Raw genomic sequence first — 24,411 nt, 5'->3', positions numbered from 1 at the left:
GTCAGTGGCCGGTCAGTTGTGGCCGAAACGACGCTGGTGCTTACGGGCGACATCGGCCGGGCTGCCCTGAGCCTGCGACTGGGGCCGGACCTGTGATTCGTAGGCGGTCGACTTCGTCTGCTCGGGTTCGCGCTCAGGGGCCGCCGAGCGGTCCTGCTGATGGCCACCCTTGCGATTCTTGTTCTTGGCCATGGTGTGCCTCCATCGAGGGGTCTGGGGGGCCAGGGCCTGGGGGCCGGGGCCGCGACCAGACTCACATATAGGACGATACGCCGCATTTTGGATCATTGCTGTAGGTAAACGGCCCTTGCGACGGACCTCGCGATGCCCCCGCCACGCCGATGATCGAGTTCCGGCCGTTAACCCCCACGAGGTCGGGCAGACTCCAGGGAAACCCGGAACAATCCCCGGTCCGGCAGCTCCCGGCCGGAAGGCCGTAGCCTGTCCCGATCGTCGAAGATCTTCCGTCTGTCCCGATTCCCCAGCTCGCTCACCCCCCCCACACCCAGACCACTTACCCAGACGTCGAAGTACCCGAAAGAGGGTGGAACGCGTGGACCGCTGCGTTGTGCTGGTGGACGCCGGCTATCTGCTCGGCGCCGCTGCGAGCCTGCTCGCCGGGGAGCCGGCGCGTTCCCGGATCACCGTCGACCACGCCGCCCTCATCCAGGGCCTGCGCGAACTCGCGGAGGCCGATACGGAGCGCCCACTACTCCGTATCTACTGGTTCGACGGCGCACCCGACCGGGTGCCGCAGCCGGAGCACCGTCGGCTGCGGGTGATGCCCCGGGTGACGGTCCGGCTCGGCGCCCTGACCCGCAGCGACGGTCGTTGGGCCCAGAAGGGCGTCGACGCGGCCATGCACGCCGAGCTGACCGAACTGGCCAGAAACCGCGCCTGCTCGGATGTGGTGCTGGTGACCGGGGACGGGGATCTGCTGCCCGGTCTGATGTCCGCCAAGGAGCACGGCGTCGCCGTCCACCTCTGGGCGGTGCAGGCCGCCGACGGCGACTACAACCAGTCCGAGGACCTGGTCGCCGAGGCCGACGAGCGCCGGGTCCTCGACCGGGCCTGGATCACCGGCGCCGTACGGGCCAAGGACCTGGCCGGTATCTGTGCTCCGCCGCCGGTGCCCCGCCCCGAGATCGCGGCCATCCTCTCCGCGCCGCTGCCGGAGTCGGCGCTCGCCGCGTCCCAGGCGTCGGCAGGTGAGAGCGCGCGCAACGGCTCCCGGCCCCCGGCCGCCGAGAACGGCCACGGCGACCCCGGTCCGGCGCCCGCCATCGTCAAGGGAGTGCCCACCCCGAAGGATCTGGCCAGCCTGCGCGCCCCCGGCCCCCACGTACCGCACCACCCCGCCAGCGCCACCCTGCGCTGGTCCTCCGACAAGGGTTGGGTCGAGCGGCCCGGCGCCGGAGCGCTCGGGGAGCCGTCGGAGACGGCGTCACTGCCCACCCTGGCCCAGCTCACCAGCGCCGAGCAGCGTTGGGCCGACCGCGAGGAGGACATCACCACGGTCGGCGGCGACCCGTTCGAAGTCGGCCAGGTCTTCGCCCGGCGCTGGATGGAACGGCTCCCGGAGACCGGTCATGTCCAGAAACTCTCCACCATGTACCCCCGGGTCCCGCACCGCATCGACGGGGAACTCCTCCGCTACGCCGCCCGCTTCGGACTGCTCGCCCACAAGGACGACCAGATCGACGAGCACGACCGCTATGCGATCAGGGCCGGATTCTGGCGCGAGATCGATGTACGGGCGGCGGCGGAACACGCCCCGGCCGGGGAGTAGTGCGCGGGACCCCGTAGGCTCGTGCCTCGTGAGTACGGTGTGCGTGGTGCGGCGGCTGGTCAAAACGTATCCCGCCGCGCGCGCCCGCCGGGGCGTGCCGGCGACCCCTGAAGTGCGGGCGACGGACGGAATCAGCCTGGAGGTCCAGGGCGGCGAGATCTTCGGCCTGCTCGGCCCCAACGGCGCGGGCAAGTCCACGCTCGTGCGCCAACTGACCGGTCTGATGCGCCCCGACTCGGGCAGTGTCGAGGTGCTCGGCCACGATCTCGTACGCCATCCGGAGCGCGCCGCGCGGCTCATCGGCTATCTCGGTCAGGAGTCCACCGCGCTCGACGAACTGACCGTGTCGCTCGCCGCCGAGACCACCGGGCGGCTGCGCGGACTCTCCATCCGGGACGCGCGCGCCGAGCGCGACACCGTCCTGGCGGAGCTGGGCCTGACCGAACTGGCCGGACGCCCGCTGAAGAAGCTCTCCGGGGGACAGCGACGGCTGGCCTGTTTCGCCACCACCCTGGTCGGCGAGCGCCCGCTGCTCGTCCTGGACGAGCCCACCACCGGAATGGACCCCGTCGCGCGCCGCGCGGTGTGGGCCGCGGTCGACCGGCGTCGGGCCCTGCACGGCACGACCGTCGTCCTGGTCACGCACAATGTCATCGAGGCCGAGACCGTTCTCGACCGGGTCGCCGTGCTGGAGCGGGGTCGGGTCATCGCCTGCGACACTCCCAGTGGGCTGAAGGAACGGGTCGCCGGCGAGGTACGAGTGGAATTGGTGTGGCGCGAACGGGCGCCGCTCGATGTGCCCGAGGTGGCCGCGCTCCGCGGATCCGCGCAGGAGTTCGGCCGCCGCTGGGTGCTCAGACTCGCGCCGGACGAGGCGCGGGCGGCCGTCGCCGCAGTGACTGGCGGCGCGGCGTTCGCGGCGCTCGACGACTTCTCGCTGGCGACGCCCAGCCTGGAGGACGTGTACTTGGCGCTCGGGGGGAACGCGACGAAGGGGCTGGTCAAGGCGTGAGTATCGTGCCCATGGAGGCGGTGTCCGGGCAGACACACATCCGGGGGAAGGACGTGGCACCCGCGGTCGCCGCGCCGCTGGCGCCCCGGGCGCGGCTGCTGCCCGCGCTCGGCGCGGTCTACACCGCACAGCTGTCGCGGGCCCGGGTCGCCCGGATCCCACTGCTCTTCGTGGCGACCTTCCAATCCGTCGGGATCATGGTCCTGATGCGGGGGGTCGTCGACGGCGGTGCCGAGGCGCGGGCCGTCGTCGCGGGCTCCTCCGTCCTGGTGGTCGCCTTCGTCGCGCTCAATCTGCTCGCGCAGTACTTCGGGCAGCTACGGGCGAGCGGCGGCCTCGACCACTACGCGACGCTGCCGGTGCCACCCGCGGCCGTGGTGCTGGGGGCGGCCGGCGCGTACGCCTCCTTCACCGTGCCCGGCACCGTCGTCACGGCGGTCACGGGCAGTGTGCTCTTCTCGCTGCCGATGACCCATCTCTGGGTGTTGGTGGCCGTGATCCCGCTCTCGGGGGCGGCGCTCGCCGGTCTCGGCGCGGCGCTCGGACTGCTCGCACCCCGTCAGGAACTCGCCACCCTGCTCGGACAGTTGGGCATGTCGGCGGCGCTGCTGCTGGGTGTGCTGCCGGCCGCCAGGCTGCCGGAGCCGATCTCGTACGCGCGTGATCTGCTGCCGTCGACCTATGGCGTCGAGGCGCTGGCCAGGACCTTCGACGCGCATCCCGACTGGGCGTCGGTCGGATTCGATCTCGCGGTCTGCGCGGTGGTCGGCGTCGTTTCGCTGACGGTCGCGACCTGGGCGTATCGGCGGGCGGCGGTCCGGTGAGGCGCCGGGGGCGCACGCCTGGCACGATGGCGGTGTGACCGCACCGCTGACTCCGCCGCCACCGCCGAACGACAACCCCTGGCAGGCCCCGCCGACGTACGAGGGCCCCGGAGGGGAAGACCCGGACGGCCCGGGGCCGCGGCAGGACCTGCGGGACGGGATCGTCGTGGTGGCGGCCGTGACCCTGGCCGGTATCGCGCTGGGGCTGCTGTGGCTGTGGCTGGCCCCGAGGGTGCCGCTGATCTCCGACGGTAAGGCCGTCTTCCTGAAGAATTCGGAGGGCGAGGCCGCGGTCGGCGCGGACGGGACGTTCGCCCTGCTCGCCCTCGGCCTCGGTGCGCTGAGCGCGATCGGCGTGTTCCTGTTCCGCCGCCGCGGGGGCATCGTGCTGGTGTTCGCCCTGGCGCTCGGCGGTGTGCTGGCGTCGCTGCTGGCGTGGGGTGTCGGGGTGTGGTTCGGGCCCACGGACGATGTGGTCGCGCACGCCCGTGCGGTGGGTGAGGGCGTCACCTTCGACGCGCCGCTGAAGCTGAACGCGAAGGGCGCGCTGCTCGCCTGGCCGGTGGCGGCGATGCTGGTCCAACTGATCCTGACGGCGCTGCTGGCGCCGAGGGACCCGGAGCCGGAGTTGCCGCCGCCGCCCCCGCAGTGGGGCCCGGCCGAGCAGTAGCCCCCGGCCCGCTCCCCGCCCGCCCCCGGCTCGTACGGGCGGTGTCCCGGAGCGCCGGCGACGTCGGGAACCGGGCCCCCCGCCGGTGGCCCGGCGACCTCGGGAACCGGGCCCCCCGCCGGTGCGGGAGTGGCCCGGTCCTCACGAGCCGGGGGGCGGGACTACGCCGGACGGCGACCGTGGTTGGCCTTGCGGGTGCGCCACTTCCGTTTACGGGTGCGTTTGGACATGTCCTCGCCTCCTCGGGAGTCAGTCCTACGGTCGTAGTCGAGGAACGCGCCCCCGTCGACCCCCTGGACACCACCGATCCGAGCGACCGGCTCCCGCACCGGATGCGACCGGCTCCGACGAGAGAGGGCGAGAGAGGGCGAGAAGCCCCACGGAGCCTGGGGAGGCCCCAGGCACCAGACCCCGCTCACTGATCCAGCCTGATCCGAACGAAAGACCCTAGCCGCGGCCGATCGGCGCCAGCACCGCCGAAGTGAGCGCGGCCAGGTCCGACGGCGACAGCTCGACCTCCAGCCCCCGCCGCCCCGCCGACACACAGATCGTCGGGTGCGCCGCCGCCGAGTCGTCCAGCACCGTGCGCAGCCGCTTGCGCTGGCCCAGCGGAGAGATGCCGCCCCGGACGTAGCCGGTGGTCCGCTCCGCCGCGGCCGGGTCCGCCATCGCCGCCCGCTTGCCGCCCACGGCGGTCGCCAGCGCCTTCAGGTCGAGTCGGCCCGCCACCGGCACCACCGCGACCGTCAGCTCTCCGTCCACGTCCGCGACCAGCGTCTTGAAGACCCGGTCCGGGGACACCCCGAGCGCCTCGGCCGCCTCCTCGCCGTACGACGCCGACTCCGGATCGTGCTCGTACGCGTGCACGGTGAACTCCGTGCCCGCCGCGGTCAGCGCCACCGTCGCCGGGGTACCGCCCGGCTTTCTGGCCTTCTTCGCCACTTCGCAGGCTCCCGAGTGCTCAGTTGGGGTTGGTCGGCCCCGTCGTCAGATTGATCGCCGGCAGCGACGGCAGATGCCGGATCACCGCCGTTTCGGAGCGGAGCAGCCGCAGTTCTTCCTGGAGCCGTGCGGCCGTGGTCCCCGCCTCCAGCAGCCGCTGCTTGGTGGGGGTGTCCAACATCGCGGCCGCCGCGACCAGATAGGAGACCACCGACGGTTCGTCGGGCAGTTCCGTCCCCGACGCCAGCGACCGCTCGCGCGCTCCCGCCAGCCTCTTCTGGTAGGCGCGGAACGCCCGTAGGACACCTTCGGCCAGCACTTCCGCGCCCTCCCCTGACTCCTCCGGGATCTCCTCCAGCTCGGCCGTCAGAAACGGCCCGCTCGCGTCGACGGAGAGCAGTCTGACCCGGGTCGTCCCGGTCGCGAGGACTTCGAAGCCGCCGTCCTCCCGCTCCCGGATGGTGGCCGCGTCCGCGACGCACCCCACCGGGTGGAACACCTTGATCGGGTCGTCGCCGAAGCCCGCGGCCGGGCCGCGGTCCCGCGGTGCGGGCCCCTCCGGCATCCCCGGTGCGGTGGGCGCCACCTCGCGGCCGTCGCGGATGGCGACCACGGCGAAGCGGCGCTGCTCGGACTCGTCGGTCTTCAGCAGCTCCCTCATGACAGCGCGGTAGCGCTCCTCGAAAACGTTCAGCGGCAGGACGAGGCCCGGGAACAGCACCGAGTTCAGCGGAAAGAGCGGTAGACGTGCGGTGGTCACGACGGACAAGCCTAATGGTCGGGCGGCCCGCTTCGGTCTGCCCGGGTCCGCAGCGGTGTCATCGAGGCCACCTGGAGCCGTACTCCGTCCCGTACGTTCAGGAACTGGCCGAGCGGATCGTCGGAGAAGTGGTTCCACGGGAAGGAGGTCGCACACGGTCCGATCTGCCGGAACTCTTCCAGCGCAGCCTCCCACCGCCCCCGGCCCACCAGGACGTACGCCGTCAGATTGCGGACCTCGGCCGGCCAGGGGTCCCCTGGCGGATAGCCCGCCGAGAGCGCCGTCGCCAGATCGGCCGCCGCGTCGATGCGGTCCCCGAGCACGGAGGAGAGGGAGTCGAGGTCCCCGCTCTCCAGCCGGGCGAACGCCGCCCGTACCGGCAGTGCCTGGACGAGTGAGCCGGGCAGCGCGTCGGCCGCCGCCTGCTCCGCGAAGTCGAAGCACTCGCGGTGGGAGCCGTACCACTGCGCCGACAGATAGCGCAGCGCGGCCACATGGCAGCCGTAGTGGTGGGACGAGCGGCGCACGGCCTGCTCCCAGAGGGCCTCGAAGGTGGTGTGGGAGGCGTGGGTGCCGCGCGCGTGGTCCAGGGCGATCCGCCAGGGCACCGGGTCGCCCGGCGCCCCCTGGGCCGCCGCGTCGATCAGTGGGCCGATCTCCCGCAGCCGTTCGGCGCGCGCCGGTGAGTCCCAGGCCCTGCGGACGGCCAGTTCCGCCTTGATGAGCAGTGCGTCCGGATCGCGCGGTGTGGCCGCGAGCCATGAGGTCAGCCAGCCGTCCCGGGCGTACGCGAAGGTCGCGAGCCGCATCACATACCGGTCGCGGTTCTCCCATTCGCCCTCCCCGCGGGTGGTCTCCAGGAGCTTGGCGGCCGGTTCGTGATCGCCGAGCGCCGCCGCCACGAGTGCCGGGGCGATCTGCGCGTCGGGAGCGTCGAGCAGGACCGTGTCGTCGGGCGGCAGTCCGTCGGAGAGCCGCGGCGTATGGCGGATCATGCGCGCGGTGCGCTGCAGCGCTCGAAGCAATGACATGGTGCGGACCATTGAAAAACGCAGGTGGGGGCCGCGCCAGAGAACGGCTGTGAAGCTTTCGTGGCGGCGTAATGGTTGTCCTGGCGTAAGCCAAGAGACTGCAAAGAAACCAGTCGGATACGGCGCAGGGGTCACCGGGGTCTCAGTGGTTCCCGCCAGCACGCCCCCGGACCCGATGCGAGCCCGTCCTGTCCCGTCCCGACCGCCCCGATGAGACCCCGACCCGATCCGTCTCGCCCGCCCCGATGAGACCCCGACCCGATCCGTCTCGCCCGCCCCGATGCGAGCCCGACCCAATCCGTCCCGTCCGGGCGACCGCGACTCCCCCCACCCTGGTGACCGGGACCGGGACCGGGATCGGGACCGGGACCGGGACCGGGACCGAGGCCGCCGCCGCCCGGCGACCGAGACGCCCGGGCCGCCGCCGCGGATCACCCCCGGCTGAGCAGCCGCGTCGCCCCCGCCGCCACCGTCGTTGCCAGGATCCACCCCAGCATCACCAGCACCGCCCCCACCCACTGCCAGTGCCCCTCCAGCCGCCAGTAGCCGTCCTGGCCGAGGTTGATCACCGGAATCAGCAGGTCCAACGAGTAGAGCGCCGCGTTCCAGGGCGGATGCTCGTCCGCCTTGATCGGCGACGGATCGACCCGGGAGAAGGCCAGCGCGCCCGCCGCCCACAGCACCGCCATCCACAGTGCCGCCCGTCCCGGCCGGTAGCCGTACGCCACCGTCCAGTCCTGGAGGAAGCCCCACAACTTCGCCGCCATCGGCAGCGTCTCGCGGCGCCGGCGCTGTTTGGCCAGCAGCACCTCACGGGCGTCCGCGTCCTCGCCGCTGTTGCGGAGCACGGTCGCCAGCCGCTCGTACGGCTCGGGGGAGTACTCGGGGGTCGCCGACGCCACCCACTCCAACCGGCGGCTGAGCGGGAACTCCGCGTACGGCACCAGGTTCTCGTACACGAACCCGCCCATCGCCAGGCCCCCGGGCCCCGGCCAGCTCGCCGCCAGGTCGACCAGGGTCACCACCTTCGCGCCGTTGAGCACCACCCGCCCCTCCTCCGGGCGCTGCGCGTTGAACCGCAGCTCGGGGGTGACGATCCGGCGCAGCGACAGTTCCTCGCTGGGGCTGAGCACGAATCGCGCCCGGTGCAGGTCCACCGCGTCCCCGAACCTGCCGTCGTCCAGCCGCACCCCGCCGTGGCACTCGAACGGCTTGAGCCGGGTCGCGGGCCGAGCCGGCGCGCCGGGTCCGACGCCGAACGGAGGCGTCGCGCCCTGGTCGCCGGTGGCCTCGCTCACCCAGGCGCCGGTCATATAGAGGGTCCGCTCCACGGTGAGCTGGGGGGCGTTGAGCGCCCGGCGCTCGGCGGCGGCCCGCAGCCGGCTGCCGCGCAGACTGAGCGAGACCCCGACCTTCGCCCCGCGCAGGCTGAACTCCCCGTAGGTCTCGATCAGCTCCGCCTGGAGGTCCTGCGCGACCGAGAGACCGTCCGCGGTGATCGCCCGCCCCCGGCGGTCCGGCCGGACATGGATCTGGTTGATCAGCAGGTCGGTGCCGATCTGTGCGTCGGTGAGCCGGATGCCGTGCTCCACCCGGCAGCGCGGCAGATGCAGATCGCCCTCGGTGCGCAGCCGGGCCGCCTCCAGCCGGGGAATCGCGCACCCGATCATCCGTACGGTCGTGAAATGGGCCTCCGGCAGCCACACCTCACTGTCGAAGCGACAGCCGCTCAGCTCCACATAGGGCGCCACACTGCCACCGGCGAGCTTGAGCGTCCCGGTGATCTGCACCCCGCGCAGCTTGAGCGCCGCGACCCGCCCGGGGCGCGGCGCCGGGCCGCTCAGCAGCAGCCGGGCCACGACCGAGGCGCGGACCCGCCGCTCGGGCCCCCAGGGGCGTGGCGAGAAAGGATCGTTCAGCAGGGGGTCGGGATCGCTGAGGTCATACGTACTGCCGTTCCGGAACGCATTCCACATGCGCTGCTCGGTCGGGCTCAGCCCGCCGGGAGGCCCGTCGTCCAGCGGGTCGGTCACGGGCCGCCCCCTCCTGTTCCTCGTACGTCCTCGTACAGCGGACCCACCGCGGCGGACCGTCGTACAGCAGTTCTTTCTCGCTGAGTGACGGCATGAACGCTAGTGGTCATCGGAGACCCGTGGGTGTCCCGGGGTGTGTATCAGCCAGTGATACGGGAGACGGCAGCCCAAACGGGTCTGCGAGAATTGGTGCTGTGATCTCCCGAATCGATCTGCGCGGTGACACCCTCCCCGAGGGTGCCGCCCTGCGCGACCTGCTGCCCCGTGCCGAGTTCGACGTGGAAGCCGCCCTGGAGAAGGTGCGGCCCATCTGCGAGGACGTGCATCATCGTGGCACCGCGGCGCTCATCGAATACGCGGAGAGGTTCGACGGGGTCACGCTGGAGCGGGTGCGCGTACCCGCCGCCGCGCTCGCCGAGGCGCTCGAACAGCTCGATCCCGGGGTACGGGCGGCCCTGGAGGAGTCCGCCCGGCGCGCCAGGATCGTCCACCGCGCCCAGCGCCGTGACCGGCACACCACCCAGGTCGTCCCCGGCGGCACCGTCACCGAGAAGTGGGTCCCCGTCCAGCGGGTCGGGCTCTACGCGCCCGGTGGCCGGTCCGTCTACCCCTCCTCCGTGATCATGAATGTGGTCCCGGCGCAGGAGGCGGGTGTCGAGTCCATCGCGCTGGCGTCACCGCCGCAGAAGGAGTTCGGCGGCCTGCCGCACCCCACCATCCTCGCCGCCTGCGCCCTCCTCGGCGTGGACGAGGTGTACGCGGTCGGGGGCGCCCAGGCCGTCGCGATGTTCGCCTACGGCACCTCGGGCCCCGACGGCTGCCCGCCCGCCAATATGGTCACCGGCCCCGGCAACATCTGGGTCGCCGCCGCCAAGCGCTACTTCACCGGCCGGATCGGCATCGACACCGAGGCCGGACCGACCGAGATCGCCGTGCTCGCCGACGCCACCGCCGACCCGGTGCACGTCGCCGCCGACCTGATCAGCCAGGCCGAGCACGACCCGATGGCAGCCGCCGTGCTGGTCACCGACTCGCCGGAGCTGGCCGACGCGGTCGAGAAGGAGCTGGCGCCGCAGCTCGCGGCCACCCGGCACGTCGAGGACCGGATCCTGCCCGCGCTCACCGGGAAGCAGTCGGCGATCGTCCTGGTCGACGACGTCGAGGCCGGGCTGCGGGTGGTCGACGCCTACGGCGCGGAGCACCTGGAGATCCAGACCGCCGATGCCGCCGCCGTCGCCGACCGGGTCCGCAACGCCGGAGCGATCTTCATCGGCCCCTGGTCGCCGGTCTCCCTCGGCGACTACTGCGCGGGCTCCAACCACGTCCTGCCCACCGGCGGCTGCGCCTGCCACTCGTCGGGCCTCTCCGTCCAGTCCTTCCTGCGCGGCATCCACCTGGTGGACTACACCCGGGACGCCCTCGCCGACGTCACCCACCACGTCGTCACGCTCGCCGAGGCCGAGGACCTGCCCGCGCACGGCGCCGCCCTGAAGGCCCGGTTCGGATGGAAGGTGCCGACCCCGTGAGCGAGCTGCCCATCCGCGAGGAGCTGCGCGGCAAGTCCCCGTACGGCGCCCCCCAGCTCCAGGTCCCCGTACAGCTCAACACCAACGAGAACCCCTATCCGCTGCCGGAACCGCTGGTCGAGCGGATCGCCGAGCGGGTGCGGGAGGCCGCGCGCGGGCTCAACCGCTACCCCGACCGGGACGCGATCGAGCTGCGCACCGAGCTGGCCCGCTATCTGACCCGTACCACCGGGCACCCCGTGACGACGGCGAACGTCTGGGCGGCCAACGGCTCCAACGAAGTCATCCAGCAACTGCTGCAGACCTTCGGCGGCCCCGGCAGGACCGCCATCGGCTTCGAGCCGTCGTACTCGATGCACGCACTGATCTCCCGGGGCACCGGCACCGGGTGGATCTCCGGTCCGCGCGGCGAGGACTTCACCATCGACCTGCCCGCGGCCGAGCGGGCCATCGCCGAGAACCGGCCCGACGTCGTCTTCATCACCTCGCCCAACAACCCCACCGGTACCGCCGTCGACGCCGGGACCGTGCTCGCGCTGTACGAGGCGGCCCAGCGGGCCAGGCCGTCCCTGGTCGTGGTGGACGAGGCGTATGTGGAGTTCAGCCACCGCCCCTCGCTGCTGTCACTGATCGAGGGCCGCCCGAATCTGGTGGTCTCGCGCACGATGTCCAAGGCGTTCGGCGCCGCCGGACTGCGCCTCGGCTATCTCGCCGCCGACCCCGCCGTGGTCGACGCCGTCCAGCTCGTCCGGCTGCCGTATCACCTCTCCGCCGTCACCCAGGCCACCGCGCTCGCCGCGCTGGAGCACACCGATACCCTGCTCGGGTACGTCGAAGAGCTCAAGACCGAGCGGGACCGCCTGGTCACCGAATTGCGGGCGATCGGGTTCGAGGTGACGGACTCGGACGCCAACTTCGTGCAGTTCGGCCGCTTCCCCCGTGCGCACGACGCCTGGCAGCGCATCCTCGACCGGGGTGTCCTGGTCCGGGACAACGGCGTACCGGGCTGGCTGCGGGTCACCGCCGGCACCCCCGCCGAAAACGACGCGTTCCTCGACGCGGTCCGTGAGTTGAAGAAGGAGCAGAGCGCATGAGCCGCGTAGGACGGGTCGAAAGGACCACGAAGGAGACATCCGTCGTCGTCGAGATCGATCTCGACGGCACCGGAAAGGTCGATGTGTCGACCGGGGTCGGTTTCTACGACCACATGCTCGACCAGCTCGGCCGCCACGGCCTCTTCGACCTCACGGTCAAGACCGAGGGCGACCTCCACATCGACACCCACCACACCATCGAGGACACCGCCCTCGCGCTCGGTGCCGCCTTCAAGCAGGCGCTCGGCGACAAGGTCGGGATCTACCGCTTCGGCAACTGCACGGTCCCCCTGGACGAATCGCTCGCCCAGGTCACCGTGGACCTCTCCGGCCGCCCGTACCTGGTGCACACCGAGCCGGCGAACATGGCGCCGATGATCGGCGCCTACGACACGACAATGACCCGGCACATCTTCGAGTCCTTCGTCGCGCAGGCCCAGATCGCCCTGCACATCCACGTCCCGTACGGGCGCAACGCGCACCACGTCGTCGAGTGCCAGTTCAAGGCGCTCGCCCGCGCGCTCCGCTACGCCGCCGAGCGCGACCCGCGGGCCGCCGGCATCCTCCCCTCCACGAAGGGCGCCCTGTGACCGGCCTCGCCACCATCCTGATCGTGGTCGGGCTCTTCCTGCTCGGCGGCGCCTACTCCTTCGTCAAGCAGGAGCAGCCCCGCGGTGTGATCGTGCTGCTCGCCCTGGGAGCCTCGATGTGTCTGATCGCGGGCGTACTCCGATTGGACGTGTGGTCATGAGCACGCCGTCCAAGAAGGTCGTCGTCCTCGACTACGGCTTCGGCAACGTCCGCTCCGCCGAGCGGGCACTCGCCCGCGTCGGCGCCGACGTCGAGATAACCCGCGACTTCGACACCGCCATGAACGCCGATGGACTCCTCGTCCCCGGCGTCGGCGCCTACTCCGCCTGCATGGAGGGCCTCCGCAAGGTCCGCGGCGAGTGGATCATCGACCGCAGGCTCTCCGGCGGCCGCCCGGTGCTCGGCATCTGCGTCGGTATGCAGATCCTGTTCGCCCGCGGCATCGAGCACGGCGTGGAGACCGAGGGCCTGGACGAGTGGCCCGGTACCGTCGGCCCGCTGAAGGCGCCGGTCGTCCCCCACATGGGCTGGAACACCGTCGACGCCCCCGCCGACAGCCGGCTCTTCGCCGGGGTCGACCCCGACTCCCGCTTCTACTTCGTGCACTCCTACGCCGCCCATGACTGGGAGCTGGAGATCACCAACGCCGCCATCCGCGCTCCCCAGGTCACCTGGGCCACCCACGGCGAGCGCTTCGTCGCCGCCGTGGAGAACAGCGCGCTCTGGGCGACGCAGTTCCACCCCGAGAAGTCCGGCGACGCCGGCGCCCAGCTGCTGACCAACTGGATCGGAACACTGTGACCAAGCTCGAACTCCTTCCCGCCGTCGATGTCCGCGACGGCCAGGCCGTCCGTCTCGTGCACGGCGAGTCCGGTACGGAGACCTCGTACGGCTCCCCCCTCGACGCCGCCCTCGCGTGGCAGCGCTCGGGCGCCGAGTGGCTGCACCTGGTCGACCTGGACGCGGCGTTCGGCACCGGCGACAACCGGGAGCTGATCGCCGAGGTCGCCCGCGCGATGGACATCAAGGTGGAGCTGTCCGGCGGTATCCGCGACGACGCCTCGCTGGCCGCCGCCCTCGCCACCGGCTGCACCCGGGTCAACCTGGGGACCGCCGCGCTGGAGACCCCCGAGTGGGTCGCCAAGGTCATCGCCGAGCACGGCGACCAGATCGCGGTCGGTCTCGATGTGCGCGGCACCACGCTGCGCGGGCGCGGCTGGACCCGGGACGGCGGCGACCTCTACGAGACCCTGGCCCGCCTCGACGCCGAGGGCTGCGCCCGCTACGTCGTCACCGACATCGCCAAGGACGGCACCCTCCAGGGCCCCAACCTGGAGCTGCTGAAGAACGTCTGCGCCGCCACCGACAAGCCCGTCGTCGCCTCCGGCGGCGTCTCCTCGCTGGATGATCTGCGCGCCATCTCGGCGCTGGTCCCCGAGGGCGTCGAGGGCGCGATCGTCGGCAAGGCGCTCTACGCGAAGGCGTTCACGCTGGAGGAGGCGCTGGCCGTGGTGTCGGCATGAGTCGGGTCGGCATGAGCCGCGTCCCGGGCCGGGCCGCGGTGGAGCGGGGTGGGTCCCGGTGACCCTGGCCGTCCGAGTCATCCCCTGTCTGGACGTCGACAACGGCCGGGTCGTCAAGGGCGTCAACTTCCAGAACCTGCGGGACGCGGGCGACCCGGTGGAGATGGCGAAGCTGTACGACGCCGAGGGCGCCGACGAGCTGACCTTCCTCGACATCACCGCGTCGTCCGGCAACCGTGAGACCACGTACGACGTGGTCCGCCGCACCGCCGAGCAGGTCTTCATCCCGCTCACCGTCGGCGGCGGCGTCCGCTCCACCGACGACGTGGACAAACTGCTCCGCGCGGGCGCCGACAAGGTCGGGGTCAACACGGCGGCGATCGAGCGCCCGGAGCTGATCCGGGAGATCGCCGAGCGCTTCGGCCGCCAGGTGCTGGTGCTGTCGGTCGACGCCCGCCGCACCGCGACCGGCTCCTTCGAGGTCACCACGCACGGCGGCCGTCGGGGGACCGGGATCGACGCCGTGGAGTGGGCGCACCGGGCCGCCGAGCTGGGCGCGGGAGAGATCCTGCTCAACTCGATGGACGCCGACGGCACCAAGGACGGCTACGACACCGAGATGATTGCGGCGGTACGGAAGCGGGTGACCGTCCCCGTGATCGCGAGCGGTGGCGCCGGTCGGCTGGCCGACTTCCCCCCGGCCATCGAGGCGGGCGCGGACGCGGTCCTCGCGGCCTCGGTGTTCCACTTCGGCGATCTGCGGATCTCCCAGGTGAAGGACGCGCTGCGGGAGTCCGGGCACCCGGTGCGCTGAGCACCCCGCCCGCCGACGACATCCCGCCATCTCGGCACTCGGACACCCGTATCACGGACATACATCCGAAAACCGGTGTCCGATCGGCACGTGGCCGGGTTGGCTTGCGGTTCCACCCACACCCAGGGGGTAACCGCATGCCGACCCGGCCCGTCGTCGATCTGCTCGAACTCAGCCCGGACTTCGTCCGCGACCCCTACCCCGTCTACGCCAGGCTCCGCGCGCGCGGACCCGTCCATCGGGTGCGTGGCGCCGACGGCCAGGAGATGTGGCTCGTCGTCGGGTACGAGGCGTGCCGTACCGCCTTCACCGACCCCCGGCTGAGCCGCGACTGGTTACGCCACGGCGAACCCGGCCTGATCATGAACACCGGTGAGGCCACCTCCGGCTTCGCCCATATGCTGATCGCCGACCCGCCCGACCACACCCGGCTGCGCCGGCTGGTGGCCCGCGAGTTCACCCCGCGCCGGATCGAGGCGCTGGCGCCGCGCGTCAGGCGGATCACCGACGATCTGCTGGACGCGATGCTGGCGGGTCCGGAGCGGCGGGCCGATCTGATCACGGCCTTCGCCTTCCCGCTGCCCATGACCGTCATCTGCGAACTGCTCGGCGTGCCCGAGCTGGACCGGGACGCCTTCCGCGGCTGGTCCAACGAGGTGGTGGCCCGCACCACCCCGGAGGCCCAGGGCGCCGCGTTCACCGCGGCCACCGGCTATCTGGCCGAGCTGATCGCCGCCAAACGGTCGCGACCCGCCGATGACCTGCTCAGCGGCATGATCCACGCCGTCGATGACGGCGGTGACCAGCTCTCCGCCGATGAGCTGGTCGGGATGTCCCTCCTGCTGCTCGTCGCCGGACACGAGACCACCGTCAATCTGATCGGGAACGGGCTGCGCGCCCTCTTCGCCCACCCGGACCAGCTCGCCGGCCTGCGCGCCGACCCCGGGCTGCTGGACGGGGCCATCGAGGAGATGCTCCGCTACGACGGCCCGGTGGAGACCGGCACGGCCCGGCTCGTCCTGGAGGACGTGGAGATGGGCGGGGTGACGATCCCGGCCGGCTCCACCGTCCTGATCGCGATGGCGGACGCGGACCGCGATCCGGAGCGCTTCCAGCGGCCGGACCGGTTCGACATCCGCCGGGACGCCCGGGGGCACATCGCCTTCGGCCACGGTCTGCACTACTGCCTGGGCGCCCCGCTGGCCCGGCTGGAGGGCCGGATCGCCGTCCGCGCACTGCTGGAGCGCTGTCCGGAGCTGGCGCTGGACGCGGCCGAGACGGAGCTGTCGTGGCTGCCGGGGATGCTGATCAGGGGGGTGCGGGAGCTGCCGGTGCGCTGGTGACGACAGCGGTACGGGCCGGGGGCCGGGGCCCCCGCCCGCGCCGGCCGGGGGGCCCGTACCGCCGAGCGCCCTGGCTCCCGGGGCCCGCACCGATCACGAGTCCCGGCCCGTACCCGATCACGAGTCCCGGCCCGTACCCGATCACGAGTCCCGGCCCGTACCGATCACGAAGAGATGGCCCTCGCGTCGATCACGGCGAGATGCCGAGCCCGGCCTCCCGTATCGATCACGGCGAGATCCGAGCCCGGACTCCCGCACCGACTACGACGAGATGCCGAGCTTGGCCTCCCGCACCCGCGACACCGCCTCCTTGTCGCCCTCCAGCTCCACCTGGGCCACGTCCTGGCGGCCGAAGATGAACATCATCACCTCAGCGGGGTCACCCGTCACCGTCACCACGGGGGCGCCCCGGTGGGCCACCACCGTCTGTCCGTCCGGGCGGCGCAGCACCAGCCCCACCGGCGATTTGCGCCCCAGTACCCGGGCCGCCTTCTCCAGCCGGGCCCAGAGCGCGTCCTCGAAGACCCGGTCCAGCGGGCGCGGGGTCCAGTCCGGCTGCGCCCGGCGCACGTCCTCCGTGTGGACATAGAACTCGACCGTGTTCGAAGCCTCGTCGAGCTGCTTGATCCCGAGCGGGGACATCCTGGGCGGACCGGTGCGGATGAGCTGGATCAGCTCCTCGTACGGTTTCGCCGCGAACTCCGCCTGCACCCGTTCCAGCCGGTTTCGCAGCGCGCCGATCAGGATGCCGCCCGCCGCGTCGGGCCGCCGCTCCCGCACCACCACATGGGCGGCGAGATCGCGGGCCGTCCAGCCGGTGCACAGGGTCGGGGCGTCGGGGCCCACCGCTTCCAACAGATCGGCGAGCAGAAGCCGTTCACGCTTCGCATGTTGGGACATGGTGGCCAGGGTACGGCCGCCACGCCGGGTCCGCCCAGTGGACGCTCCGTCCGCCATGCCTCCGGAGCGCGGCACAATGGACGTCATGACCAGCAGTTCCCCCGCCGGCCCCCGCGATCCCGCCGACCGGCCCGCGCCATCCGACGGCACCGAGGCCCCGGCCCGGCCCGGCCTGGAGCCGGCCATCGCCGCCCGCCTCAAGCGCGACGCCGATGGACTCTTCCCCGCCATCGCCCAGCAGTACGACACCGGCGAGGTGCTGATGCTCGGCTGGATGGACGACGAGGCCCTGCACCGCACCCTCACCACCGGCCGCTGCACCTACTGGTCCCGCAGCCGCCAGGAGTACTGGGTCAAGGGCGACACCTCCGGCCATGTCCAGTGGGTCAAGTCGGTCGCCCTGGACTGCGACGGCGACACCGTCCTCGTCAAGGTCGACCAGATCGGCGCCGCCTGCCACACCGGGGACCGCACCTGCTTCGACGCCGACGTGCTCCCTCTCGCGCCCGGACAGGACCCGGCCGAGTAGGGTCGGACGCCATGGATCTGGAGACCTTCCGCAAGCTCGCCGCCGACCGCCGTGTCATCCCCGTCGGCCGCCGCCTCCTCGCCGACGGAGACACCCCGGTCGCGCTCTACCGCAAGCTCGCCGCCGAGCGCACCGGAACCTTCCTCCTGGAGTCCGCCGAGAACGGAAGGTCCTGGTCCCGCTACTCCTTCGTCGGCGTCCGCAGCGCCGCGACGCTCACCGAGCGCGACGGACAGGCCCACTGGCTCGGCACCCCGCCCGTCGGCGTCCCCACGGACGGCGATCCGCTCGCCGTCCTGCGCGCCACGGTCGAGACCCTGCACACCCCGCACGACCGCGCGGTCGCCGGAATGCCGCCGTTCACCGGTGGCATGGTCGGCTACCTCGGCTACGACATCGTGCGCCGGCTGGAGAAGATCGGCCCCGGTGAGCACGACGACCTCCAGCTCCCCGAGTTGACCATGCTGCTCACCTCGGACCTCGCGGTGCTCGACCACTGGGACGGCACCGTCCTGCTGATCGCCAACGCCATCAACCACAACGACCTCGAAACCGGTGTGGACGAGGCGTACGCGGACGCCGTCGCCCGGCTCGACGCCATGGAGCGCGATCTCGCCCGGCCCCTCGTCTCCGTACCGGCCGCCCTGCCGCCGTCCGAGCTGCCCGAGTTCTCCGCGAAGTGGGGCGGCCCCCAGTACCAGGACGCCGTCGAGGACATCAAGGAGCGCATCCGGGCCGGTGAGGCGTTCCAGGTGGTGCCGTCGCAGCGGTTCGAGACCCCGTGCGAGGCGAGCGCCCTCGACGTCTACCGGGTGCTGCGGGCCACCAACCCCAGCCCGTACATGTACCTCCTCCGCTTCGACGGCTTCGACGTCGTCGGCTCCAGCCCCGAGGCGCTCGTCAAGGTCGAGGACGGGCGCGCCATGGTCCACCCCATCGCCGGGACCCGCCCGCGCGGTGCCACCCCGCAGGAGGACCAGGCCCTCGCCGACGAACTGCTGGCCGACGCCAAGGAGCGCGCCGAGCACCTGATGCTGGTCGACCTCGGCCGTAACGACCTGGGCCGGGTCTGCGAGCCGGGCAGCGTCGAGGTGGTGGACTTCATGTCCATCGAGCGGTATTCCCATGTGATGCACATCGTCTCCACCGTGACCGGCCGGGTCGCCCCCGGCCGTACCGCCTTCGACGTGCTCACCGCCTGCTTCCCGGCGGGCACCCTCTCCGGCGCGCCCAAGCCCCGCGCGATGCAGATCATCGATGAGCTGGAGCCCTCCCGGCGCGGGCTGTACGGCGGCTGTGTCGGCTATCTCGACTTCGCCGGGGACTCCGACACCGCCATCGCCATCCGGACCGCGCTGCTCCGCGACGGGACGGCGTACGTGCAGGCGGGAGCGGGTGTGGTGGCCGACTCCGACCCGGTCGCCGAGGACACCGAATGCCGCAACAAGGCGGCGGCCGTGCTGCGCGCGGTCCACACCGCCAACCGGCTGAAGAGCCGCGCGGACGGGTAAGGGATAGTGGGGTATGTGACTGCTGTTTCCGTACCCCAGCCCCGCGACCGGTCGACGGCGTCCGCCACCGCGAACGGCGGGCGCCGCAGCCTCGCGGCGGCACTCCTCCTGGGCGCCGTCGGCGCCACTGTGGTCCTGCTCACCTCCGGTCAGATCTGGGCCGAGGGCACGGCGGCCGTCGGCGGCGGCAGTGTGCCGCTGGAAGCCAAGGGCAGCGCCGTCACCGGTGTGCCCACCGCCCTCGCCGTCGTCGGCCTGGCCGCGCTCGTCGCGATCTTCGCCGTACGGCGCACGGGCCGGTTCCTCGTCTCCGCGCTGCTGGCCCTGAGCGGCGCGGGCGCCGCGCTCGCCGCCTTCCTCGGGGCGTCCGACAGCACCGCGCTCGACGCCAAGGCCGCGAAGACCACCGGTAACACCGCCGCCACCGTCGATGCGCTCACCCACACGGCCTGGCCCTTCGTGACCGTGGCGGGCGGAGTGCTCATCCTGCTCGCCGGGCTGCTGGCGCTCCGGTACGGCGGCCGGTGGCCGGCGATGTCGGGCCGGTACGAGCGGGACGGCTCGCCCCGTACCCGTACCGCACCCGTGGTCGACCCGGACCGGCCCGAGGACCTCTGGAAGGCCCTGGACCGGGGCGAGGACCCCTCCCAGTGAGTATCTTCACCTTCCCGACCCCCTGCTCCGGGCCGCGCGCGGGGTGCGGGACAATGGGAGTGAGCACAGGCTCATCCGCCGGGCGGCGGCTCGCCAGGACGGACGGCCCTCGTACGGCCGGAGCGGTGCTCACCGATCGAGCGGCGCCCCACCGGGCGGTGCTCACCCAAGCGAGCGGCGTGTAACAAAACGGCGCTTATCGGACGGAATGCCACGCACTGCGGCGCCGTTCACCACAGAGAGCACCCACGCTCACCCCTGAGCATCAGTAACGAGGAGCGAACTCATGTCGGGCACCGCCCACGGACACACCCCGGCCGCCTGGACCGGTGTCAGCATTGCCTTCTTCGGCTTCTGCGTCTCCGGCGTCTTCATGGTCGCCGCCAACCCCCTCGGCGTCTGGGCCGGCTTCGCGATCATCGTCCTCGGCGGTGTCGTCGGCGGAGTGATGAAGGTCGCCGGTCTCGGCATGCCGAAGATGAGCGACGACCGGATCGCCGCCCGTGAGCGGGCCACCGCCGCCGCCCGTGCCAAGGAGCAGACCATCATCGCCTCGCGCGTCGCCGCGAAGCCGGCCGTCGGACAGGCCGCCACGGCGCCGTCCACCGTCTGATCCACGCCCACGGTCGTACGAGCGGGCGCAGTCCTGCGCAGTCCGGCCCGGCCGGACTGCGCCCGCCCGTGACCGCGGGCAGAATCACCGGGTGGACGCCATGACCTCTCCCGTCACACCCGGCCCCCCTCCGGGGCCCGCCCCGCTCGCCCGCCGTCTCGCGCCGCCGCTCGCCGCCCTCGCCGGGGTCGCGGCGGCCTTCGCGTACGTCGGCACGGTCGACCCCAATGAACCCGGTCACTATCCGGTCTGCCCGCTGCTCCGGCTGACGGACGTCTTCTGCCCCGGCTGCGGCGGGCTGCGCAGCGCCCACGCCTTCATCCACGGTGATCTGACCGGCGCTCTCGGCGCCAACGCGCTGGCCGTCGTCGGCTACGGCGTCTTCGCCGTCGTCTGGACGGTCTGGCTGATTCACGCCGTACGGGCGAAACCCCTCAGGATCTCCGTCGCACCGGTGTGGTGGTGGATGCTCGGTACGGTCGTCCTCCTTTTCAGCGTCATCCGGAACCTGCCCTTCGGCTCCGCGCTGGCACCGTGAAACGGCCGGTCAGACGGGTGCGCGCGGTTTCAGCCAGTGGGATGGCCGTCACCGGATGCGGGCCCGGAGCGCTGCTGCGGATACCATCGAGATGGCTGATCCTGAACCATCACGTTCAGGATCAAGATCACCATCAATGTCCCGGAAGGGGGCCGCTCGGGTGAGTGTGCTCGACGAGATCATCGAAGGCGTACGCGCCGACCTCGCGGAGCGGCAGGCACGCGTCAGCCTCGACGAGCTCAAGGAGCGCGCCGCCGCCGCGCCCCCGGCCAAGGACGGTGTCGCCGCACTGCGCGGTGAGGGCGTCCAGGTGATCTGCGAGGTCAAGCGTTCCAGCCCCTCCAAGGGCGCGCTGGCCGCCATCGCGGACCCGGCCGGACTCGCCGCCGACTACGAGGCGGGCGGCGCCGCCGTCATCTCCGTCCTGACCGAGCAGCGCCGTTTCGGCGGCTCGCTCGCCGACCTGGAGGCCGTCCGGGCCCGGGTGGACATCCCGATCCTGCGCAAGGACTTCATCGTCACCGCCTACCAGCTCTGGGAGGCCCGTGCGTACGGCGCCGACCTGGTGCTGCTGATCGTGGCCGCGCTGGAGCAGGAGGCCCTGGTCTCGCTGATCGAGCGCGCCCAGTCGATCGGACTGACCCCGCTGGTCGAGGTCCACGACGAGGAGGAGACCGAGCGCGCGGTCGCCGCGGGAGCGAAGCTCATCGGAGTCAACGCCCGTGATCTGAAGACGCTCAAGGTCGACCGGTCGACGTTCGAGCGCGTCGCGGACGACATCCCGGCCCATATCGTCAAGATCGCCGAATCCGGTGTGCGCGGTCCGCACGACCTGATCGCCTACGCCAACGCCGGTGCCGACGCGGTGCTGGTCGGCGAGTCCCTCGTCACCGGCCGTGACCCCAAGGGCGCGGTCGCCGACCTGGTCGCGGCGGGGGCCCACCCGGCCCTGCGCCACGGACGGAGCTGACCCGAGCCATGCCGGCCGTCACCCCACGCCGTACGCCGTCGCCCGCATCGGGCGACGGCTACGCACGCCTGGCCCGCGGCTGCCGCCCTCGCGGCTGCCGCGCCCCGGCGCGTCGGGTGCACGGTCGCCGGGTCCGCTATGTGATCGGCTCCGAGCCGGGCCAGGTCAACGGGATGCGATGGCATCCCCACCCCGCGCACCGCTGAGACGGACCCTCTCCCCGGCAGGTACTCCCCGCCGGGATTCCAGGGTGGTCCCCCTGCGGTACGGCGGTTGACGGCCGGAGGTCCTCGCGACGCCCGGCCGTGCGGCGCGGTGAGCGTGCCCGTACGGTGCCGCCCGGTACCGGGGGTGCTCCCGTGGCGTTCGTACCCCTCCTCCCGGCCGGTCCCTCAGGGTGACCGGCCCCGGAGCCGTACCGCCGACCGGACCCGCCCCCTCCGCATGTGCGCACATGTCTGTCCCTTGCACACCAGACTTCAGGGGCTTCGAGCCCCTACTGAGGAGTACGTCGGATGTCTTCTGACTTCTTCATCCCGGACCCGGACGGCCAGGTCCCGAGCGCCACGGGCTACTTCGGCGCCTTCGGCGGCAAGTTCATCCCGGAGGCCCTCGTCGCCGCCGTGGACGAGGTCGCCGTCGAGTACGACAAGGCCAAGGCCGACCCCGCCTTCGCCGCCGAACTGAACGACCTGCTGGTCAACTACACCGGCCGGCCGAGCGCCCTCACCGAGGTGCCCCGGTTCGCCGAGCACGCCGGCGGCGCACGGGTCTTCCTCAAGCGGGAGGACCTGAACCACACCGGCTCGCACAAGATCAACAACGTGCTCGGTCAGGCGCTGCTGACCCGGCGGATGGGCAAGACCCGGGTCATCGCCGAGACCGGCGCGGGCCAGCACGGTGTCGCCACCGCGACCGCCTGCGCCCTCTTCGGCCTGGAGTGCACCATCTACATGGGCGAGATCGACACCGAGCGCCAGGCGCTCAACGTCGCCCGGATGCGGATGCTCGGCGCCGAGGTCATCCCCGTGAAGTCCGGCAGCCGGACGCTGAAGGACGCGATCAACGAGGCGTTCCGCGACTGGGTCGCCAACGTCGACCGCACGCACTACCTCTTCGGCACGGTCGCCGGACCGCACCCGTTCCCCGCCATGGTGCGGGACTTCCACCGGGTCATCGGCGTCGAGGCCCGCCGCCAGATCCTGGAGCGGACCGGCCGGCTGCCGGACGCGGCCGTCGCCTGTGTCGGCGGCGGTTCCAACGCCATCGGACTGTTCCACGCCTTCCTGCCGGATACCGCCGTACGGCTCGTGGGCTGCGAACCGGCCGGGCACGGCATCGAGACCGGCGAGCACGCGGCCACCCTCACCGCCGGCGAGCCGGGCATCCTGCACGGTTCGCGGTCGTACGTCCTCCAGGACGAGGAGGGCCAGATCACCGAGCCCTACTCGATCTCGGCCGGACTCGACTACCCGGGCATCGGCCCCGAGCACGCCTACCTCAAGGACAGCGGGCGCGCGGAGTACCGCGCGGTCACCGACGACGAGGCGATGGGCGCGCTGCGGCTGCTCTCCCAGACCGAGGGGATCATCCCGGCCATCGAGTCCGCGCACGCGCTCGCCGGAGCGCTGGACCTCGGTCGTGAGCTGGGCGAGGACGGACTGATGATCGTCAACCTCTCCGGCCGCGGCGACAAGGACATGGACACCGCCGCCCGCTACTTCGGGCTGTACGACGGGAAGGACGCGAAGTGAGCGGGAACGTACAGCTGCTGAGCGACACGCTGGCGGCGGCGAAGGCCGAGGACCGGGCCGCCCTCATCGCCTACCTCCCGGCCGGTTTCCCGACCGTCGACGGCGGCATCGAGGCGATCAAGGCGGTCCTGGACGGCGGCGCCGACATCGTCGAGGTGGGGCTGCCGCACAGCGACCCCGTACTCGACGGCCCGGTCATCCAGACCGCCGACGACATCGCCCTGCGCGGCGGGCTCAAGATCGCCGATGTGCTGCGCACGGTCCGCGAGGCCCACGCCGCCACCGGCAAGCCGGTCCTGGTGATGACGTACTGGAACCCGGTCGACCGGTACGGCGTGGAGCGCTTCACCGCCGAGCTGGCCGAGGCCGGGGGCGCGGGCTGCATCCTCCCCGACCTGCCGGTCGAGGAGGCCGGGGTGTGGCGCGAGCACGCCACGAAGCACGGTCTCGCCACCGTCTTCGTCGTCGCCCCGAGCAGCAGGGACGCCCGGATCGCCCGGATCACCGAGGCCGGCTCCGGCTTTGTGTACGCGGCCTCGCTGATGGGGGTCACCGGCACCCGTGAGTCGGTGGGCGCATCGGCACAGGACCTGGTCCGGCGCACGCGGGCCACCACCGAGCTGCCCGTCTGTGTGGGACTCGGCGTCTCCAACGCCACCCAGGCGGCGGAGGTGGCGGCCTTCGCGGACGGTGTGATCGTCGGCTCCGCGTTCGTCAAGCGGCTCCTCGACGCCCCGGACCCGGCCTCGGGAATCGTGGCGGTACGGGAGCTGGCGGCCGAACTGGCCGCTGGCGTGCGCAAGGGGCGCGTCAGCGCGTAGCGGCGCCGCCCGCCGTACGCGTCCGGTACGCGCCGAGTACGTATTACGTATCCGGTACGCGGCCGGTACGCGACCGGCCTGGGGTCGCCCGTACCCCATGGCCCGTACGCCGTGCTCGTACGTCCTGGTCGGTACGCCTTAGCTCGTACGTGGCCGGCGCGCATCGTCG

Annotated in this window: 26 protein-coding genes and 1 pseudogene; 21 read left to right on the top strand and 6 right to left on the bottom strand. The window is 72.2% G+C overall.

The annotated features are described in order from the left end of the window. Positions 1 to 12 precede the first annotated feature (12 nt). Positions 13 to 192 (bottom strand): hypothetical protein, encoded by a 180-nt coding sequence (locus tag ACH4S7_RS01390; RefSeq protein WP_398518985.1) that lies wholly within the window; start codon positions 190 to 192, stop codon positions 13 to 15. 352 nt (positions 193 to 544) lie between these two features. Between ACH4S7_RS01390 and ACH4S7_RS01385 the strand changes: the two genes are divergently transcribed. The 4 genes from ACH4S7_RS01385 to ACH4S7_RS01370 are packed head-to-tail and all read left to right on the top strand — an operon-like array spanning position 545 to position 4,295. After that, positions 545 to 1,789 (top strand): NYN domain-containing protein, encoded by a 1,245-nt coding sequence (locus ACH4S7_RS01385; RefSeq protein WP_398518984.1) that lies wholly within the window; start codon positions 545 to 547, stop codon positions 1,787 to 1,789. A gap of 37 nt (positions 1,790 to 1,826) precedes the next feature. After that, a complete protein-coding gene (locus ACH4S7_RS01380; protein ID WP_398519989.1) occupies positions 1,827 to 2,801 on the top strand; it encodes an ABC transporter ATP-binding protein in 975 nt (324 codons plus the stop codon). Further along, positions 2,798 to 3,625, top strand: a complete 828-nt coding sequence (locus tag ACH4S7_RS01375; RefSeq protein ID WP_398518983.1) for an ABC transporter permease — start codon at positions 2,798 to 2,800, stop codon at positions 3,623 to 3,625. Before ACH4S7_RS01380 ends, ACH4S7_RS01375 begins: the two co-directional genes overlap by 4 nt. Before the next feature lie 34 nt (positions 3,626 to 3,659). After that, the gene (locus ACH4S7_RS01370; RefSeq protein ID WP_398518982.1) at positions 3,660 to 4,295 is read left to right on the top strand and encodes a DUF2567 domain-containing protein; all 636 of its coding nucleotides are present in this window, start codon (positions 3,660 to 3,662) and stop codon (positions 4,293 to 4,295) included. Positions 4,296 to 4,742: 447 nt separating this feature from the next. Here ACH4S7_RS01370 and ybaK read toward each other — a convergent pair whose 3' ends face one another. The 4 genes from ybaK to ACH4S7_RS01350 all read right to left on the bottom strand — a co-directional run bounded on the left by ybaK (position 4,743) and on the right by ACH4S7_RS01350 (position 9,004). Then, positions 4,743 to 5,237 (bottom strand): Cys-tRNA(Pro) deacylase, encoded by a 495-nt coding sequence (gene ybaK, locus ACH4S7_RS01365; protein ID WP_398518981.1) that lies wholly within the window; start codon positions 5,235 to 5,237, stop codon positions 4,743 to 4,745. A 19-nt stretch (positions 5,238 to 5,256) separates the two neighbouring features. Further along, the gene (locus ACH4S7_RS01360; protein WP_398518980.1) at positions 5,257 to 5,997 is read right to left on the bottom strand and encodes an LON peptidase substrate-binding domain-containing protein; all 741 of its coding nucleotides are present in this window, start codon (positions 5,995 to 5,997) and stop codon (positions 5,257 to 5,259) included. Positions 5,998 to 6,008: 11 nt separating this feature from the next. After that, positions 6,009 to 7,040, bottom strand: a complete 1,032-nt coding sequence (locus ACH4S7_RS01355) for a hypothetical protein (RefSeq protein WP_398518979.1) — start codon at positions 7,038 to 7,040, stop codon at positions 6,009 to 6,011. Positions 7,041 to 7,459: 419 nt separating this feature from the next. Then, positions 7,460 to 9,004, bottom strand: coding sequence for an oxidoreductase (locus ACH4S7_RS01350; protein ID WP_398519988.1), 1,545 nt, complete (start codon positions 9,002 to 9,004; stop codon positions 7,460 to 7,462). A 251-nt stretch (positions 9,005 to 9,255) separates the two neighbouring features. Between ACH4S7_RS01350 and hisD the strand changes: the two genes are divergently transcribed. The 8 genes from hisD (at position 9,256) to ACH4S7_RS01310 (ending at position 15,952) form a co-directional block, all read left to right on the top strand. After that, complete coding sequence (hisD, locus tag ACH4S7_RS01345; RefSeq protein ID WP_398518978.1) at positions 9,256 to 10,587, top strand: histidinol dehydrogenase; 1,332 nt, start codon at positions 9,256 to 9,258, stop codon at positions 10,585 to 10,587. Next, entirely contained in the window at positions 10,566 to 11,681 is a 1,116-nt protein-coding gene (locus ACH4S7_RS01340; protein WP_398518977.1) for a histidinol-phosphate transaminase, read from the top strand. The genes hisD and ACH4S7_RS01340 overlap by 22 nt, the downstream gene beginning before the upstream one ends. Then, on the top strand, positions 11,678 to 12,271 hold the full coding sequence (hisB, locus tag ACH4S7_RS01335; RefSeq protein ID WP_398518976.1) for an imidazoleglycerol-phosphate dehydratase HisB: 594 nt from the start codon (positions 11,678 to 11,680) through the stop codon (positions 12,269 to 12,271). The genes ACH4S7_RS01340 and hisB overlap by 4 nt, the downstream gene beginning before the upstream one ends. Beyond that, complete coding sequence (locus ACH4S7_RS01330) at positions 12,268 to 12,432, top strand: hypothetical protein (protein ID WP_398518975.1); 165 nt, start codon at positions 12,268 to 12,270, stop codon at positions 12,430 to 12,432. Before hisB ends, ACH4S7_RS01330 begins: the two co-directional genes overlap by 4 nt. Then, the gene (gene hisH / locus ACH4S7_RS01325) at positions 12,429 to 13,073 is read left to right on the top strand and encodes an imidazole glycerol phosphate synthase subunit HisH (protein ID WP_398518974.1); all 645 of its coding nucleotides are present in this window, start codon (positions 12,429 to 12,431) and stop codon (positions 13,071 to 13,073) included. The genes ACH4S7_RS01330 and hisH overlap by 4 nt, the downstream gene beginning before the upstream one ends. Then, positions 13,070 to 13,795: a bifunctional 1-(5-phosphoribosyl)-5-((5-phosphoribosylamino)methylideneamino)imidazole-4-carboxamide isomerase/phosphoribosylanthranilate isomerase PriA gene (gene priA, locus ACH4S7_RS01320; protein WP_398518973.1), complete on the top strand. Its 726-nt coding sequence runs from the start codon at positions 13,070 to 13,072 to the stop codon at positions 13,793 to 13,795. Before hisH ends, priA begins: the two co-directional genes overlap by 4 nt. 58 nt (positions 13,796 to 13,853) lie before the next feature. Then, positions 13,854 to 14,609: an imidazole glycerol phosphate synthase subunit HisF gene (gene hisF, locus ACH4S7_RS01315; protein ID WP_398518972.1), complete on the top strand. Its 756-nt coding sequence runs from the start codon at positions 13,854 to 13,856 to the stop codon at positions 14,607 to 14,609. A 137-nt stretch (positions 14,610 to 14,746) separates the two neighbouring features. After that, positions 14,747 to 15,952 (top strand): cytochrome P450, encoded by a 1,206-nt coding sequence (locus ACH4S7_RS01310; RefSeq protein ID WP_398518971.1) that lies wholly within the window; start codon positions 14,747 to 14,749, stop codon positions 15,950 to 15,952. A 261-nt stretch (positions 15,953 to 16,213) separates the two neighbouring features. Here the strand turns inward: ACH4S7_RS01310 and ACH4S7_RS01305 are convergent, their stop codons facing one another. Continuing rightward, positions 16,214 to 16,852 carry a TIGR03085 family metal-binding protein gene (locus tag ACH4S7_RS01305; protein WP_398518970.1) on the bottom strand — a complete coding sequence of 213 codons (639 nt, stop codon included), beginning with the start codon at positions 16,850 to 16,852 and terminating at the stop codon, positions 16,214 to 16,216. A gap of 85 nt (positions 16,853 to 16,937) precedes the next feature. Here ACH4S7_RS01305 and hisI point away from each other — a divergent pair, with 85 nt between their 5' ends. The 9 genes and pseudogenes from hisI to trpA all read left to right on the top strand — a co-directional run bounded on the left by hisI (position 16,938) and on the right by trpA (position 24,242). After that, positions 16,938 to 17,381 carry a phosphoribosyl-AMP cyclohydrolase gene (hisI, locus tag ACH4S7_RS01300; protein WP_398518969.1) on the top strand — a complete coding sequence of 148 codons (444 nt, stop codon included), beginning with the start codon at positions 16,938 to 16,940 and terminating at the stop codon, positions 17,379 to 17,381. An 11-nt stretch (positions 17,382 to 17,392) separates the two neighbouring features. Continuing rightward, the gene (locus ACH4S7_RS01295; RefSeq protein ID WP_398518968.1) at positions 17,393 to 18,892 is read left to right on the top strand and encodes an anthranilate synthase component I; all 1,500 of its coding nucleotides are present in this window, start codon (positions 17,393 to 17,395) and stop codon (positions 18,890 to 18,892) included. A gap of 6 nt (positions 18,893 to 18,898) precedes the next feature. After that, positions 18,899 to 19,546 carry a TIGR02234 family membrane protein gene (locus tag ACH4S7_RS01290; RefSeq protein WP_398518967.1) on the top strand — a complete coding sequence of 216 codons (648 nt, stop codon included), beginning with the start codon at positions 18,899 to 18,901 and terminating at the stop codon, positions 19,544 to 19,546. A gap of 286 nt (positions 19,547 to 19,832) precedes the next feature. Beyond that, positions 19,833 to 20,069 (top strand): annotated as a pseudogene (locus tag ACH4S7_RS01285) (HGxxPAAW family protein); the annotation flags it as partial. Between the two features lie 190 nt (positions 20,070 to 20,259). Then, a complete protein-coding gene (locus ACH4S7_RS01280) occupies positions 20,260 to 20,697 on the top strand; it encodes a DUF2752 domain-containing protein (protein WP_398518966.1) in 438 nt (145 codons plus the stop codon). A gap of 160 nt (positions 20,698 to 20,857) precedes the next feature. Next, positions 20,858 to 21,667, top strand: a complete 810-nt coding sequence (gene trpC, locus ACH4S7_RS01275; protein WP_398518965.1) for an indole-3-glycerol phosphate synthase TrpC — start codon at positions 20,858 to 20,860, stop codon at positions 21,665 to 21,667. Positions 21,668 to 21,675: 8 nt separating this feature from the next. Next, complete coding sequence (gene trpM, locus ACH4S7_RS01270; protein WP_398518964.1) at positions 21,676 to 21,873, top strand: tryptophan biosynthesis modulator TrpM; 198 nt, start codon at positions 21,676 to 21,678, stop codon at positions 21,871 to 21,873. Between the two features lie 309 nt (positions 21,874 to 22,182). Beyond that, positions 22,183 to 23,421, top strand: a complete 1,239-nt coding sequence (gene trpB, locus ACH4S7_RS01265; RefSeq protein ID WP_398518963.1) for a tryptophan synthase subunit beta — start codon at positions 22,183 to 22,185, stop codon at positions 23,419 to 23,421. Next, a complete protein-coding gene (trpA, locus tag ACH4S7_RS01260) occupies positions 23,418 to 24,242 on the top strand; it encodes a tryptophan synthase subunit alpha (protein WP_398518962.1) in 825 nt (274 codons plus the stop codon). The genes trpB and trpA overlap by 4 nt, the downstream gene beginning before the upstream one ends. The last annotated feature ends 169 nt before the right edge of the window (positions 24,243 to 24,411 follow it).

Source organism: Streptomyces sp. NPDC020965, from assembly GCF_044333555.1.
Lineage (GTDB): Bacteria > Actinomycetota > Actinomycetes > Streptomycetales > Streptomycetaceae > Streptomyces.
This window is presented reverse-complemented; position numbering and strand designations above follow the sequence as displayed.

What these genes read in the sequence shown, in the direction of transcription:
- ACH4S7_RS01390 (WP_398518985.1), bottom strand. Translation starts at nt 192, where the DNA reads ATGGCCAAGAACAAGAATCGCAAGGGTGGCCATCAGCAGGACCGCTCG.
- ACH4S7_RS01355 (WP_398518979.1), bottom strand. Translation starts at nt 7,040, where the DNA reads ATGGTCCGCACCATGTCATTGCTTCGAGCGCTGCAGCGCACCGCGCGC.
- ACH4S7_RS01350 (WP_398519988.1), bottom strand. Translation starts at nt 9,004, where the DNA reads ATGTGGAATGCGTTCCGGAACGGCAGTACGTATGACCTCAGCGATCCC.
- ACH4S7_RS01340 (WP_398518977.1), top strand. Translation starts at nt 10,566, where the DNA reads ATGGAAGGTGCCGACCCCGTGAGCGAGCTGCCCATCCGCGAGGAGCTG.
- hisB (WP_398518976.1), top strand. Translation starts at nt 11,678, where the DNA reads ATGAGCCGCGTAGGACGGGTCGAAAGGACCACGAAGGAGACATCCGTC.
- hisH (WP_398518974.1), top strand. Translation starts at nt 12,429, where the DNA reads ATGAGCACGCCGTCCAAGAAGGTCGTCGTCCTCGACTACGGCTTCGGC.
- ACH4S7_RS01310 (WP_398518971.1), top strand. Translation starts at nt 14,747, where the DNA reads ATGCCGACCCGGCCCGTCGTCGATCTGCTCGAACTCAGCCCGGACTTC.
- ACH4S7_RS01305 (WP_398518970.1), bottom strand. Translation starts at nt 16,852, where the DNA reads ATGTCCCAACATGCGAAGCGTGAACGGCTTCTGCTCGCCGATCTGTTG.
- hisI (WP_398518969.1), top strand. Translation starts at nt 16,938, where the DNA reads ATGACCAGCAGTTCCCCCGCCGGCCCCCGCGATCCCGCCGACCGGCCC.
- ACH4S7_RS01295 (WP_398518968.1), top strand. Translation starts at nt 17,393, where the DNA reads ATGGATCTGGAGACCTTCCGCAAGCTCGCCGCCGACCGCCGTGTCATC.
- ACH4S7_RS01280 (WP_398518966.1), top strand. Translation starts at nt 20,260, where the DNA reads ATGACCTCTCCCGTCACACCCGGCCCCCCTCCGGGGCCCGCCCCGCTC.
- trpM (WP_398518964.1), top strand. Translation starts at nt 21,676, where the DNA reads ATGCCGGCCGTCACCCCACGCCGTACGCCGTCGCCCGCATCGGGCGAC.
- trpB (WP_398518963.1), top strand. Translation starts at nt 22,183, where the DNA reads ATGTCTTCTGACTTCTTCATCCCGGACCCGGACGGCCAGGTCCCGAGC.